Below are 13275 nucleotides of genomic sequence, written 5' to 3' on the forward strand. Positions count from 1 at the left end.
ATCGTCTTGTTCACGAGCCATCAGCGCAGCCCCTCCAGCCAGCCATCGAGACTACCGAAGGCATCACTGAAGGTGCGATCGAGTTGCAACGGAGTAATCGCCACATAACCTTGCATCACCGCGTGAAAGTCGGTGCCGGGGCCGCCATCTTCAGCGTCACCGGCGGCCGCGATCCAGTAACCCTCCTTGCCACGCGGGTCGACCACCTTCATCGGCGCCGCCGCGCGGGCGCGATGGCCCAGACGCGTGAGCTGGATACCGCGAATATGGTCGAGGGGCAAGTTGGGGACATTGACGTTCAGTACCGTGCGCGGCGGCAGGTCCAGGGAACCGTGGGCCTCGACCAGCAAACGTGCGAAATGGGCGGCGGTCGGCAGGTTGTCGAGCTGGCGCGAGGCAAAGGAGAAGGCAAACGAGGTGCGCCCCAGGAAGCGCCCTTCAAGGGCGGCGGCCACGGTGCCGGAATACAACACATCATCGCCCAGGTTGGCGCCGAGGTTGATACCCGACACCACCAGGTCCGGCTCCTGCTCCAACAGGCTGTTGATCGCCAGGTGTACACAGTCGGTGGGGGTGCCGTTCACACTGATAAAGCCATTGGGCAGAACGTGCGGATGCAGCGGACGGTCAAGCGTCAGCGAACTGCTGGCGCCGCTCTTGTCCTGGTCGGGGGCAACCACTATGCACTCGGCATAATCCTGCAGCGCGGCATGGAGCGCGGCAAGGCCGGGTGCGGTGGCACCGTCATCGTTTGATATCAGAATACGCATGGGCTGTCCGTCTGCCCCACCGGCACCAGATCAACAAGCTCGCGCACCAAGACAGTGGCGAAGCATCCGGCCGGCAGGACGAATTCCAATTGCAGAATGTCAGGCCCGGGATAATGCCACGTCAACCCGCCAATGGGCAGTCGAAGAATACGACGTTCCTGGCTCATGCCCGCCTTCACCAGCCAATCACGCAGGTCGGCTTCGCTGGCGGCAATCGCCTGTTCCAGCTCGAAGGTGGCGCCGGCGGCAGGCGAATCGCCTTCGCCCCATTGCGGCCCGGTGGGGTGCAGGTCCAGGATCGCCAGGCGCGGGTCGTTGCACTCGGCCTCGCCCGCCGGGAAAAAACTGCGGCTGTCGGTAAACGCCAGCAAGTCGCCCACCTGGGCGCGCTGCCAGGAGCCATCGGCCACGCGCGCCGCCAGGACTTTGTTGAATAGAAAACTGCGCGCGGTGGACAGCAGCCGCGAGCGCACATTGCGTTGCTCGGGCAAGGCTTTGCGCGCTGCCCAGTCGCGCGCGTCAACGACGTTGCCACCGTTATGCCCAAAGCGCTGGGCGCCGAAATAATTGGGAATGCCATGCTGGGCAATCAGTTGCAAGCGCGCGTCGATCGCGGCGGTATCGGCCACCAATTGGGTCAGGCGCAAGGTGAAACCGTTGGCCGAATGTGCGCCGCGCTGCAACTTGCGTTTATGCCGAGCGGTTTTGAGGATAGTGAGGCTGTCGTTTTCAGCGGCGCTCATGTCCGGGTCGGCCTTGCCGGGCAATTGCACGCTAAACCACTGACGGGTCAGTGCCTGGCGATCCTTGAGCCCGGCATAACTGACGGTGCGCAACGGTACGCTAGCGGCCTTGGCGATACGCCGCGCTGCCTCTTCGGTGTTCAAGCCGCGCTTTTCCACCCACAGCCACAGATGCTCACCCTCGCCGGTCAGCGGGATATCGAGCACTTCGTCCACTTGGAAATCTTCGGCCGTGGCTTTCAGTACAGCACTGCCCAATGCCTCGCCATAGGCCCGCGGGCCCAGCAGTTGCAGATCACTCATGCGCGCAGCAACAAGGCGACGGAGTGCACCGCAATGCCCTCTTCACGACCGGTAAACCCGAGCTTTTCGGTGGTGGTGGCTTTCACGTTGACTTGATCCAATTCAATTTGCAGGTCCGCGGCAATCAGCGCGCGCATGGATTCGATATGGGGTGCCATTTTCGGTGCCTGGGCCACGATAGTGTTGTCGACATTACCGACCTTCCAGCCTTTTGCATGGATCAGGCCGACCACATGGCGCAGCAGCACCCGGCTGTCGGCACCTTTGAAGGTGGGGTCGGTGTCTGGAAAATGCTTGCCGATATCACCCAATGCCGCCGCGCCGAGCAACGCATCGCTCAAGGCATGCAGCACAACGTCGCCGTCGGAATGAGCCAGCAACCCATGGTGGTGTGCAATGCGCACGCCGCCCAAGGTAATGAAATCGCCCTCAGCGAAACGGTGCACATCGTAGCCGTGGCCAATACGCATAAAAAAACGCCCCGATTTAATTCAGGGCGTGATTCTACCTACTTTTGCCTCACATTAACCGAGCAAAGCACGACCATGGTGTCGCAAATGATCTTCGATGAAGCTGGCGATAAAGAAGTAGCTATGGTCGTAACCAGGTTGCAGCCGCAGTTCCAGCGGATGGTTGGCCGCTTTCGCTGCCTGCTGCAGGGCTTCGGGCTTGAGCTGCACGGCAAGGAAATCGTCGCGATCGCCCTGATCCACCAGCAGCGGGAGCTTGTGCGAGGCTTCACTGATCAGTACGCAGGCATCCCACTCGCGCCACTTTGAACGTTCTTCACCCAGGTAACGGGAGAACGCTTTCTGGCCCCATGGGCAGTCCATGGGGTTGCTGATCGGCGAAAATGCCGACACCGACAGGTAACGCCCCGGGTTGCGCAACGCACACACCAAAGCGCCATGCCCGCCCATGGAGTGGCCGCTGATGCCGCGCTTATCGGACGCAGGGAAATGCGCCTCCACCAATGCCGGCAATTCCTGCACAACATAGTCATGCATCCGATAATGCTTGGCCCAAGGTTCTTGGGTGGCGTTCAGGTAGAACCCGGCGCCAAGGCCGAAGTCCCAGGCGTTGTCCGGGTCACCCGGCACACCGGGCCCGCGAGGGCTGGTGTCCGGGGCCACGATGATCAAACCAAGTTCGGCGGCCATGCGCTGGGCGCCGGCCTTTTGCATGAAATTCTCATCGGTGCAGGTCAGGCCGGACAGCCAGTACAGCACCGGCAGCTTGCCGCCCTGCTCCGCTTGCGGCGGCAGGTAGACTGCGAAGGTCATGTCGCAACCGAGCACATCGGAATGATGTTTATAGCGTTTATGCCAGCCGCCGAAGCTTTTCTGGCACGACAGGTTCTCCAGACTCATGGCCGACCTCAAAAGTGAATGACGGTACGAATGCTCTTGCCTTCATGCATCAGGTCAAACGCTTTGTTGATGTCTTCCAGGCCCATGGTGTGGGTGATGAACGTATCCAGCGGGATTTCGCCGGTCTGGGCCATCTCCACGTAGCTTGGCAATTCGCTGCGACCGCGTACGCCGCCGAACGCCGAACCGCGCCAGACGCGACCGGTGACCAGTTGGAACGGACGGGTGGAAATTTCCTGGCCGGCACCGGCAACGCCGATGATCACCGACTCGCCCCAGCCTTTGTGGCAGCACTCAAGGGCCGCGCGCATCAGCTGTACGTTGCCGATGCACTCGAAGGAAAAGTCCACGCCGCCATCAGTCAGGTCGACGATCACGTCTTGGATCGGGCGATCGTAGTCTTTCGGGTTGATGCAGTCGGTGGCGCCCAGTTGCTTGGCGATTTCGAACTTGGCCGGGTTGATGTCGATGGCGATGATACGTCCGGCCTTGGCCTTGACCGCACCGATCACCGCCGACAGACCAATACCGCCCAGGCCGAAGATGGCGACGGTGTCACCCGGCTTGACCTTGGCGGTGTTGATCACCGCACCGATACCGGTGGTCACGCCGCAACCGAGCAGGCAAACCTTCTCCAACGGTGCTTCTTTGGGAATCTTGGCCACGGAAATTTCCGGCAGCACGGTGTACTCGGAGAACGTCGAGGTACCCATGTAATGGAAAATTGGCTGACCTTTGTAGGAAAAACGCGTGGTGCCATCGGGCATCAAGCCTTTGCCCTGGGTGGAGCGAATGGCCTGACACAGGTTGGTTTTACCCGAGCGGCAGAATTTGCACTGGCCACATTCCGGGGTGTACAGCGGGATCACATGGTCGCCGACCGCAACGGAAGTCACGCCCTCACCGATGGCTTCGACCACTGCGCCGCCTTCGTGGCCGAGAATCGACGGGAAGATGCCTTCCGGATCAGCGCCCGAGAGGGTGTAGGCGTCGGTATGGCACACGCCGGAGGCAACCACCCGCAACAGCACTTCGCCGGCCTTGGGCATGGCGACATCCACTTCTACGATTTCGAGGGGCTTCTTGGCTTCGAAGGCTACGGCGGCGCGAGACTTGATCATCCGGGTTTCTCCATGGGTTAACAACTGAGGCTGAGAGTGTAAAACATGGCCGAATGATTAATAATCCAGTCAAAAGCAAAACTTTATTGCTGCACAGGGATAATCACCATGCAGGAAAACCGCTGGGAAGGCATCGACGAGTTCGTCGCAGTTGCCGAGTGCAGCCAGTTCACCGCCGCCGCTGAGCGTCTTGGGGTTTCGTCATCCCATATCAGCCGGCAAGTCGCGCGCCTGGAAGACCGACTGCAAACGCGGCTGCTTTATCGCAGTACCCGCAAGGTCACCTTGACTGAGGCCGGCCAGACCTTTTTGCAGCATTGCCAACGCCTGCAGGATGGCCGCGAAGAAGCCTTGCGTGCCGTGGGCGACCTGACCAGCGAACCCAAGGGCATGTTGCGCATGACCTGTGCCGTGGCTTACGGCGAGCGCTTTATCGTGCCATTGGTGACCCGATTTATGCGCCTGTATCCACAGCTGCGAGTGGATATCGAACTGAGCAACCGTCAGCTGGACCTGGTGCACGAAGGCCTCGACCTGGCGATTCGCCTGGGCCGCCTGCAAGACTCGCGTATGGTCGCCAGCCGCCTCGCGCCGCGACGCATGTTCCTGTGCGCTTCACCGTCCTACCTGGCACGGTATGGTCGGCCACATAGCTTGTCGGAATTGACTCGGCACAATTGTCTGATCGGCAGTTCGGACATTTGGCAATTGGCCCAGGACGGACGCGAATTTGCCCAGCGCGTGCAGGGAAACTGGCGATGCAACAGTGGGCAAGCCGTGTTGGATGCGGCGCTGCAAGGTGTGGGTTTGTGTCAGCTGCCGGACTATTACGTGCTGGAGCACCTGCACACGGGCGCACTGGTGTCGCTGCTGGAGGCTCATCAACCACCGAATACGGCGGTGTGGGCGCTGTATCCGCAGCAACGACATTTGTCGCCAAAGGTCAGGAAGTTGGTGGATTTCTTGAAGGAGGGCTTGGCCGAGCGGCCGGAGTACAGCGGTTGAGTATTGGGTGCCTAGGTGGGGCTCATCGCGGGCAAGCCCGGCTCCCACAGTTGACCGAGCGGCATGGGGAGAAGGTGATCGAATGTGGCTTGCCTGCGATGAAGTCGACCCCGTGCAACTGACTATCGACGATTGGCCCAACGCAGTCGTAGCCACTCCAGATCTTCCGGACGGGTCACCTTGATATTATCCGAGCGCCCTTCGATCAAGCGCGGCGCCTGCCCGGACCATTCCATCGCCGAGGCTTCATCAGTGATCAGCGCATCGGCCACCAGGCTGTCGGCCAATGCGCGATGCAAGGCCCCGAGGCGGAACATCTGCGGCGTATAGGCTTGCCAGATCAAACTGCGATCGACGGTCTCCACCACCCGCCCCTGCTTGTCGACGCGCTTGAGGGTATCGCGAGCCGGCACCGCCAGCAGGCCACCGACCGGATCGTCCGCCAACTCAGCCAGCAATTTATCGAGATCATCACGGCTCAGGTTAGGCCGCGCCGCATCATGCACCAAGACCCAATCGTCATCGCAGGCGCCCAGGGCATTGAGCTGCAGCAGCGCGTTGAGTACCGAGCCCGAACGCTCCGCACCACCGTCCGCGCGTTGGATACGCGGGTCGGCAGCACACGCCAGGGCGGGCCAATAAGGATCATCAGAAGCGAGGCTGACCACCAGGCCCTTGAGCAAGGGGTGGTCGAGGAAACAGCCGAGGCTGTGTTCGAGAATCGTGCGTCCGCCCAGTTGCAGGTATTGCTTGGGACGGTCCGCGGCCATACGGGCACCAACGCCCGCGGCAGGAATCACGGCCCAGAAGGCCGGCAAACGCTGACTCATTGGGCCAACTGGTAGAGGGTTTCACCCTCCTTGACCATGCCCAACTCATGGCGAGCCCGCTCTTCGACGGTCTCCGTGCCCTTTTTCAACTCAAGGACCTCGGCATCGAGCACGCGGTTGCGCTCCAGCAAGCGTTCGTTCTCAGCACGCTGATCGGCAATTTGTTGGGTCAGGTCTTTTACCTGCGCAAAGCTGCCATTACCTACCCATAGGCGGTACTGCAGGCCAGCCAGCAGCAAGAGCAAGACAAGAAACAACCAATTGGGACTGCGCATCGAATATCGGGTATCCAGTGGAAAAAGACAGCCATGCAAAACTTTTGAAGCAACTGATAGCACGAAGCCTGGAAGAACCAGGCTTGTGCTAGATAGTCACCAGATTAACGCCGAAATTCACCCTGTCGTGAGTTTTCCGACGCAATCCGCCGACTTTTTACCATTTAACCCTCAGCCGCGAAACTCACCGCGACCGTTGTACTTGGCTTTGCCAGCCAGTTGCTCTTCGATACGCAGCAATTGGTTGTACTTGGAAACGCGGTCGGATCGGCACAGCGAGCCGGTCTTGATCTGGCCAGCCGAGGTGCCCACGGCCAGGTCGGCAATGGTCGAGTCTTCGGTTTCGCCGGAGCGGTGCGAGATCACAGCGGTATAACCTGCGGCCTTGGCCATCTGGATGGCTTCCAGGGTCTCGGTCAGGGTACCGATCTGGTTGAACTTGATCAGGATCGAGTTGGCGATCTTTTTATCAATGCCTTCTTTCAGGATCTTGGTGTTGGTCACGAACAGGTCGTCGCCCACCAGTTGGATCTTCTCGCCGATCTTGTCGGTGAGAATCTTCCAGCCATCCCAGTCGGACTCGTCCAGGCCGTCTTCGATCGAGATGATCGGGTAGCGCTGGGTCAGGCCCTTCAGGTACTCGGCAAAACCTTCGGAGTTGAACACCTGGCCTTCGCCGGACAGGTTGTATTTACCGTCTTCGTAGAACTCGCTGGCCGCGCAGTCCAGGGCCAGGGTCACGTCGGTGCCCAGGGTGTAGCCAGCGTTGGCCACGGCTTCGGAGATAACTTTCAGCGCATCTTCGTTGGACGCCAGGTTCGGTGCGAAACCGCCTTCGTCGCCGACCGCAGTGCTCAAGCCACGGGCTTTGAGTACGGCTTTGAGGTGATGGAAAATCTCGGTGCCCATGCGCAGGCCTTCGGAGAAGGTCTTGGCGCCAACCGGCTGCACCATAAATTCCTGGATGTCGACGTTGTTATCGGCATGCTCGCCACCGTTGATGATGTTCATCATCGGTACGGGCATCGAGTAGACGCCTGGGGTGCCGTTCAGGTTGGCGATGTGCGCGTACAACGGCAGGTCCTGGTCCTGGGCAGCGGCCTTGGCGGCGGCCAGGGATACGGCGAGAATGGCGTTGGCGCCCAGGCTGCCTTTGTTGTCAGTGCCGTCGAGCTTGATCATCGCGTGGTCCAGGGCTTTCTGATCCAGCGGGTCTTTACCCAGCAGCAGGTCACGGATCGGACCATTGATGTTGGCGACAGCCTTGAGGACACCCTTACCCAGGTAACGGCTCTTGTCGCCATCACGCAGTTCCAGCGCTTCGCGCGAACCGGTGGAAGCACCGGACGGCGCACAAGCGCTGCCGATGATGCCGTTATCGAGAAGCACGTCGGCTTCGACGGTGGGGTTGCCACGGGAGTCGAGAACTTCACGACCTTTGATGTCGACGATTTTTGCCATTGTTGTAAACACTCCAAAGTTGACGAAAACGACGCAGCTGAAGGAAAACTTTTGACCGACCGCAAGGGTGGAACAACGGGGCAGGCTTGCAGGCGACAAGACTCAGGCCCGCAGGCCTGAGCGTTTAGCGTGGGATACTCTACCGGAGAAACCCGGCTTACGCGGTCTCTACCGTCGGAAAACTCTTGACCAGTTCGTCCAACTGCTTGAGCTGGGCCAGGAACGGTTCAAGTTTATCCAGGCGCAGGGCACAAGGGCCGTCGCACTTGGCGTTATCCGGGTCCGGGTGGGCTTCCAGGAACAGGCCGGCCAGGGATTGGCTCATGCCGGCCTTGGCCAGGTCGGTGACCTGGGCGCGACGCCCGCCTGCGGAGTCCGAGCGACCACCGGGCATTTGCAGCGCGTGGGTCACGTCGAAGAACACCGGGTATTCGAACTGTTTCATGATGCCGAAACCGAGCATGTCCACCACGAGGTTGTTGTAGCCGAAGCTGGAACCGCGCTCGCAGAGGATCAACTGGTCGTTACCCGCTTCCACGCACTTGCTCAGGATGTGTTTCATTTCCTGAGGCGCAAGGAACTGGGCTTTCTTGATATTGATCACTGCACCGGTCTTGGCCATGGCGACCACGAGGTCGGTCTGGCGCGACAGAAAGGCCGGCAACTGAATGATGTCACACACTTCGGCGACCACGGCCGCCTGCGCAGGCTCGTGGACGTCAGTGATGACCGGCACGCCGAAGGCTTGCTTGATGTCCTGGAAGATCCGCATGCCTTCTTCAAGGCCTGGGCCGCGATAGGACGTCACAGACGAACGGTTGGCCTTGTCGAAGCTGGCCTTGAATACATAAGGGATGCCCAGCTTCTGGGTGACCCGCACATATTCTTCACAGACCTGCATCGCCATGTCGCGACTTTCCAGTACGTTCATGCCGCCGAACAGCACCATGGGCTTGTCGTTGGCAATCTCGATATCGCCTACGCGAATGATCTTCTGGGCCATCGGTTTACGCCTTCTTCTGATGTTGCGTCAGTGCAGCTTTGACGAAACCGCTGAACAGTGGGTGACCGTCGCGCGGTGTCGAGGTGAACTCGGGGTGGAACTGGCAAGCCACGAACCACGGATGATCCGGCGCCTCGACCACTTCAACCAACGCGCCATCGCCCGAGCGACCGGAGATTTTCAGGCCGGCCTCTTTGATCTGCGGCAGCAGGTTGTTGTTCACTTCGTAGCGGTGACGGTGACGCTCGACGATCACGTCCTTGCCGTAGCAGTCGTGAACCAGCGAGCCCGGCTCCAGCAGGCAATCCTGCGCGCCCAGGCGCATGGTGCCGCCCAGGTCGGAGGCCTCGGTACGTACTTCGACCGCACCGGTGGCGTCTTCCCACTCGGTGATCAGGCCCACGACCGGGTGACCGCTCTTGCTGTCGAACTCGGTGGAGTTGGCGTCTTTCCAGCCCAACACGTTCCGGGCGAATTCGATGACGGCCACTTGCATGCCCAGGCAGATCCCCAGGTACGGAACCTTGTTCTCACGGGCGTACTGAACGGCCGTGATCTTGCCTTCCACGCCGCGCAAGCCGAAACCGCCAGGTACGAGGATCGCGTCCACGCCTTCGAGCAGCGCAGTGCCTTGGTTCTCGATGTCTTCGGAATCGATGTAGCGCAGGTTGACCTTGGTGCGGTTGCTGATACCGGCGTGGCTCATCGCTTCGATCAGCGACTTGTACGCGTCCAGCAGCTCCATGTACTTGCCGACCATGGCGATGGTGACTTCGTGCTCAGGGTTGAGCTTGGCGTCGACCACTGCATCCCACTCGGACAAGTCCGCGCCGCCACACTGCAGCCCGAAACGTTCGACCACAAAATCATCCAGACCTTGCGAATGCAGGATGCCCGGGATCTTGTAGATGGTGTCGGCGTCTTCCAGGGCAATTACCGCACGTTCTTCAACGTTGGTGAACTGCGCGATCTTGCGACGCGAGGAAATGTCGATCGGATGATCGGAACGGCAGACCAGCACGTCCGGCTGCAGGCCGATGGAACGCAGTTCCTTGACCGAGTGCTGGGTAGGCTTGGTTTTGGTTTCGCCGGCGGTGGCGATGTATGGCACCAAAGTCAGGTGCATCAGCATCGCGCGCTTGGCGCCGACTTCGAAACGCAACTGGCGGATGGCTTCGAGGAACGGTTGGGATTCGATGTCACCCACGGTGCCACCGATCTCGACCATCGCCACGTCAGCATCGCCCGCACCCTTGATGATGCGGCGCTTGATTTCGTCAGTGATGTGCGGAATAACCTGGATGGTCGCACCCAGGTAGTCACCACGGCGCTCTTTGCGCAGCACGTGTTCGTAGACACGGCCGGTGGTGAAGTTGTTGTTCTGGGTCATGGTCGTGCGGATGAACCGCTCGTAGTGGCCCAGGTCCAGGTCAGTCTCGGCGCCGTCGTGGGTGACGAACACTTCACCGTGCTGGAACGGGCTCATGGTGCCCGGGTCGACGTTGATGTACGGGTCCAGCTTGAGCATGGTGACTTTAAGCCCCCGCGCCTCCAGGATGGCCGCCAATGAAGCGGAGGCAATGCCTTTCCCCAATGAAGAAACAACACCGCCCGTGACGAATATGTAGCGCGTCATGAAAAACCCTAGAAGTCTGCGTTAAAGCGGTCCGAGCCGCCGGGGAAAGCGAAGAGAGGCCGAAGCCCCCGATCACCTGCATTAATCACAGTGCACCTTTCAAAAAAACCGCCGCGTTGTGACAGACCAGCAATGAAACACCGGTACGTTGATCGCTACACATTTTTTGGAATCGCCCAGCAAAGACTGCTTGGTAATCGGCAACTGCTGCGATTCAGGCGAATCCACAGAAGTTGTATCAAGAAGGGAGCGTAGTCTACCGGAAAGGCTCTATCAGCTCAAACCTTGATCGCAGGTCTGTGGCATCCAATGCAATTGCCAGTCCTGACTGGGCGGCGCCCACAATCCCGCAAGGTTGGGCACCCCCACTAAAAATCCTCCTCGATACAGCAGCGGCAATCTGCCACGGACGAAGCCCGGTAAACCGCTTTCGTTGAGCAAGCGCTTCAGATCCCGTCGACCGCGGCCTGGCACATCGACGATTTCACCGCCCTGGCGGTAACGGACCTCCAACGGACCTGCGGGCGCCTTGCCGCAAAATCTCAGCTCACCATTATCGGGTAACTGTAGCGGGCGTTGCGCATCAGACCAGCTCACCGGCACATCGGAAAATTCCGACCAGGAGGAAGGCAACCACCAGATGCGCTCACCGCAACGGTGTATTTGCCCAGCAGCCAGAGACCATAACGGTTGTGCGTCGTGCTTGGCATCACGTAAGGATTGCCAGCCGACCCAGTGATCGCTGTCGGGCAGGCGTGTCAGCGGATTCAGCCAATGGCGCAAAGCATTGCGCTGACGGGCATCGGAAAGCTCTCGCAGCGGAGCAAGCGCCAGGGATGGCAAGCCCAACCAGGGAAACGCTGAAGGTTGTTCGGCGGCTTGCAGATCCATCCTGGCCAACTCATCGAGCAGGCCCTGGGCTTCACTCAAGTGCTCGGCACTGCGGGCCAGCCCGGGGACGGCTTGCGGCCAGCGCTCGGTCAGTATCGGGAATACGCGGTGGCGCAGGTAATTGCGGGAGAAGCGATTGTCTGCATTGGAAGGGTCTGCGATCCATTGAAGCTGATGCTCCACGGCATAGGCTTCCAGCTCTGCCCGAGAGACGCCCAACAACGGGCGGACCAAGTGCCCGCCCGCCAACGGACGGTGCACGGGCATGGCTGCCAACCCCCGTACGCCTGCGCCGCGTAACAGCCGAAACAGCAAGGTTTCGGCCTGGTCTTCGCGATGCTGGGCGGTGAGCATCACCTCCCCTGCTCCGATAACTTGCGCAAACGCCTGATAACGCGCATCACGCGCCGCACGCTCGAGACTGGCACCGGACGGCACTTGCACGCGCATGATACGCAAGGGGACTCCCAGGTAGTCGCACACCGACTGGCAATGGCTTGGCCAAGCGTCGGCAGCGGCTTGCAAGCCATGGTGGATATGGACGGCGCTTAGAGGCACAAGGGGTTTGGCGGTGGCCAGGAGATGCAGCAACACAGTGGAATCAAGACCGCCAGAGAAAGCGATATGCCAAGCCGGGGCGTCGCGCCAGGGAGCCAGGGCTTGCAGGAGTTTGGCGGGTAAAGTTGGTTTCATCAAACGCTACCGCCGCAAATCTGGAATACGTTGACCAAGCATACACAAAGCAAATGTGGGAGAGGGATTGCGCCCCGATTGCTGAGTTTCAGTCCCTGTATTTGCTGACTGATCCACCGCTATCGGGGGCAAGCCCCCTCCCACATTAGTACTGCTGCGACTTTAGAGACCGTAGCTCATCAGGCGCTCATAACGACGAGCCAACAGCGCTTCGTTATCCATCTTCTTGAGCATCGCCAGCTGCGAGCCCAACTCTGCGCGGATGGTCGCGGCAGCGGCAGCCGGGTCACGATGGGCGCCGCCCAGTGGCTCGGCGATCACTTTGTCGACGATACCCAGCCCTTTAAGGCGATCGGCGGTGATGCCCATGGCTTCGGCGGCGTCCGGTGCTTTTTCGGCGGTTTTCCACAGGATCGAGGCGCAACCTTCCGGCGAGATCACCGCGTAGGTCGAATATTGCAGCATGTTCAACTGGTCGCAGACGCCAATCGCCAATGCACCGCCGGAACCACCCTCACCAATCACGGTGGCGATGATCGGCGTTTTCAGACGAGCCATCACGCGCAGGTTCCAGGCGATCGCTTCGCTCTGGTTGCGCTCTTCGGCGTCGATGCCTGGGTAAGCGCCCGGGGTATCGATAAAGGTCAGGATCGGCATCTTGAAACGCTCGGCCATTTCCATCAGACGGCACGCCTTGCGGTAGCCTTCCGGACGCGGCATACCGAAGTTGCGGCGCACCTTCTCGCGAACTTCACGGCCTTTCTGGTGACCGATCACCATCACTGGCTGGTCGTCCAGACGCGCAATACCGCCCACGATAGCCGCGTCGTCGGAGAAGTGACGATCACCGTGCAGTTCGTCGAACTCGGTAAAAATGTGCTGGATGTAATCCAGGGTGTAAGGCCGGCGCGGGTGGCGGGCCAGGCGCGCGATCTGCCAGCTGGTCAGTTTGCCGAAGATGTCTTCGGTGAGCGTGCTGCTCTTGTCTTGCAGGCGGGCGATTTCATCGCCGATATTCAGCGAATTGTCATTGCCGACCAGGCGCAGCTCTTCGATCTTGGCTTGCAGGTCAGCGATCGGCTGTTCGAAATCAAGAAAATTCGGGTTCATAAGCGTCCGTCTTGGGTCGACGGCCAGGGAGTGCCTGGCCAGCCGGTTGTCTATTCGCGCCCTA

At 60.2% G+C, this 13275-nt stretch carries 13 protein-coding genes; 1 reads left to right on the forward strand and 12 read right to left on the reverse strand.

Annotation, left to right across the window (positions count from 1 at the left end):
- Window positions 1-20: 20 nt before the first annotated feature.
- Genes surE through K1567_RS09435 form a run of 5 tightly spaced genes read right to left on the reverse strand, consistent with a single transcriptional unit; the run spans window position 21 to window position 4307 of the window.
- A complete protein-coding gene (gene surE / locus K1567_RS09415) occupies window positions 21-770 on the reverse strand; it encodes a 5'/3'-nucleotidase SurE (RefSeq protein ID WP_220698402.1) in 750 nt (249 codons plus the stop codon).
- Window positions 758-1816 (reverse strand): tRNA pseudouridine(13) synthase TruD, encoded by a 1059-nt coding sequence (gene truD, locus K1567_RS09420; RefSeq protein WP_034112179.1) that lies wholly within the window; start codon window positions 1814-1816, stop codon window positions 758-760. Before truD ends, surE begins: the two co-directional genes overlap by 13 nt.
- Window positions 1813-2286, reverse strand: coding sequence for a 2-C-methyl-D-erythritol 2,4-cyclodiphosphate synthase (gene ispF, locus K1567_RS09425; protein WP_012722614.1), 474 nt, complete (start codon window positions 2284-2286; stop codon window positions 1813-1815). Before ispF ends, truD begins: the two co-directional genes overlap by 4 nt.
- Window positions 2287-2340: 54 nt before the next feature.
- A complete protein-coding gene (gene fghA, locus K1567_RS09430; protein ID WP_034096260.1) occupies window positions 2341-3186 on the reverse strand; it encodes an S-formylglutathione hydrolase in 846 nt (281 codons plus the stop codon).
- An 8-nt stretch (window positions 3187-3194) separates the two neighbouring features.
- Entirely contained in the window at window positions 3195-4307 is a 1113-nt protein-coding gene (locus K1567_RS09435; RefSeq protein ID WP_034112177.1) for an S-(hydroxymethyl)glutathione dehydrogenase/class III alcohol dehydrogenase, read from the reverse strand.
- 108 nt (window positions 4308-4415) lie between these two features.
- On the opposite strand from K1567_RS09435, the gene K1567_RS09440 reads away from it, so the two are divergent.
- Window positions 4416-5312, forward strand: a complete 897-nt coding sequence (locus K1567_RS09440; RefSeq protein ID WP_034096258.1) for a LysR substrate-binding domain-containing protein — start codon at window positions 4416-4418, stop codon at window positions 5310-5312.
- 122 nt (window positions 5313-5434) lie between these two features.
- Here K1567_RS09440 and ispD read toward each other — a convergent pair whose 3' ends face one another.
- The 7 genes from ispD to K1567_RS09475 all read right to left on the reverse strand — a co-directional run bounded on the left by ispD (window position 5435) and on the right by K1567_RS09475 (window position 13211).
- Complete coding sequence (gene ispD, locus K1567_RS09445; protein ID WP_034112175.1) at window positions 5435-6142, reverse strand: 2-C-methyl-D-erythritol 4-phosphate cytidylyltransferase; 708 nt, start codon at window positions 6140-6142, stop codon at window positions 5435-5437.
- Window positions 6139-6417: a cell division protein FtsB gene (ftsB, locus tag K1567_RS09450; protein ID WP_034096256.1), complete on the reverse strand. Its 279-nt coding sequence runs from the start codon at window positions 6415-6417 to the stop codon at window positions 6139-6141. Before ftsB ends, ispD begins: the two co-directional genes overlap by 4 nt.
- Before the next feature lie 171 nt (window positions 6418-6588).
- Window positions 6589-7878 carry a phosphopyruvate hydratase gene (eno, locus tag K1567_RS09455; RefSeq protein WP_034096255.1) on the reverse strand — a complete coding sequence of 430 codons (1290 nt, stop codon included), beginning with the start codon at window positions 7876-7878 and terminating at the stop codon, window positions 6589-6591.
- A 157-nt stretch (window positions 7879-8035) separates the two neighbouring features.
- Window positions 8036-8881, reverse strand: a complete 846-nt coding sequence (gene kdsA, locus K1567_RS09460) for a 3-deoxy-8-phosphooctulonate synthase (protein ID WP_034096254.1) — start codon at window positions 8879-8881, stop codon at window positions 8036-8038.
- Window positions 8882-8885: 4 nt separating this feature from the next.
- A complete protein-coding gene (locus K1567_RS09465) occupies window positions 8886-10517 on the reverse strand; it encodes a CTP synthase (protein ID WP_034096253.1) in 1632 nt (543 codons plus the stop codon).
- A 273-nt stretch (window positions 10518-10790) separates the two neighbouring features.
- Window positions 10791-12101: a tRNA lysidine(34) synthetase TilS gene (tilS, locus tag K1567_RS09470; RefSeq protein ID WP_220698403.1), complete on the reverse strand. Its 1311-nt coding sequence runs from the start codon at window positions 12099-12101 to the stop codon at window positions 10791-10793.
- Window positions 12102-12263: 162 nt separating this feature from the next.
- On the reverse strand, window positions 12264-13211 hold the full coding sequence (locus K1567_RS09475; protein WP_034096251.1) for an acetyl-CoA carboxylase carboxyltransferase subunit alpha: 948 nt from the start codon (window positions 13209-13211) through the stop codon (window positions 12264-12266).
- Window positions 13212-13275 lie beyond the last annotated feature (64 nt).

Origin of the sequence: Pseudomonas sp. S5F11 (assembly GCF_019641515.1) — a bacterium.
GTDB classification, from domain to species: domain Bacteria; phylum Pseudomonadota; class Gammaproteobacteria; order Pseudomonadales; family Pseudomonadaceae; genus Aquipseudomonas; species Aquipseudomonas rhodesiae.

Excerpts from the sequence above, each read along its gene's own strand:
- surE (WP_220698402.1), bottom strand. The coding sequence starts at position 770 with ATGCGTATTCTGATATCAAACGATGACGGTGCCACCGCACCCGGCCTT.
- truD (WP_034112179.1), bottom strand. The coding sequence starts at position 1,816 with ATGAGTGATCTGCAACTGCTGGGCCCGCGGGCCTATGGCGAGGCATTG.
- ispF (WP_012722614.1), bottom strand. The coding sequence starts at position 2,286 with ATGCGTATTGGCCACGGCTACGATGTGCACCGTTTCGCTGAGGGCGAT.
- fghA (WP_034096260.1), bottom strand. The coding sequence starts at position 3,186 with ATGAGTCTGGAGAACCTGTCGTGCCAGAAAAGCTTCGGCGGCTGGCAT.
- K1567_RS09435 (WP_034112177.1), bottom strand. The coding sequence starts at position 4,307 with ATGATCAAGTCTCGCGCCGCCGTAGCCTTCGAAGCCAAGAAGCCCCTC.
- K1567_RS09440 (WP_034096258.1), top strand. The coding sequence starts at position 4,416 with ATGCAGGAAAACCGCTGGGAAGGCATCGACGAGTTCGTCGCAGTTGCC.
- ispD (WP_034112175.1), bottom strand. The coding sequence starts at position 6,142 with ATGAGTCAGCGTTTGCCGGCCTTCTGGGCCGTGATTCCTGCCGCGGGC.
- ftsB (WP_034096256.1), bottom strand. The coding sequence starts at position 6,417 with ATGCGCAGTCCCAATTGGTTGTTTCTTGTCTTGCTCTTGCTGCTGGCT.
- eno (WP_034096255.1), bottom strand. The coding sequence starts at position 7,878 with ATGGCAAAAATCGTCGACATCAAAGGTCGTGAAGTTCTCGACTCCCGT.
- kdsA (WP_034096254.1), bottom strand. The coding sequence starts at position 8,881 with ATGGCCCAGAAGATCATTCGCGTAGGCGATATCGAGATTGCCAACGAC.
- K1567_RS09465 (WP_034096253.1), bottom strand. The coding sequence starts at position 10,517 with ATGACGCGCTACATATTCGTCACGGGCGGTGTTGTTTCTTCATTGGGG.
- tilS (WP_220698403.1), bottom strand. The coding sequence starts at position 12,101 with ATGAAACCAACTTTACCCGCCAAACTCCTGCAAGCCCTGGCTCCCTGG.
- K1567_RS09475 (WP_034096251.1), bottom strand. The coding sequence starts at position 13,211 with ATGAACCCGAATTTTCTTGATTTCGAACAGCCGATCGCTGACCTGCAA.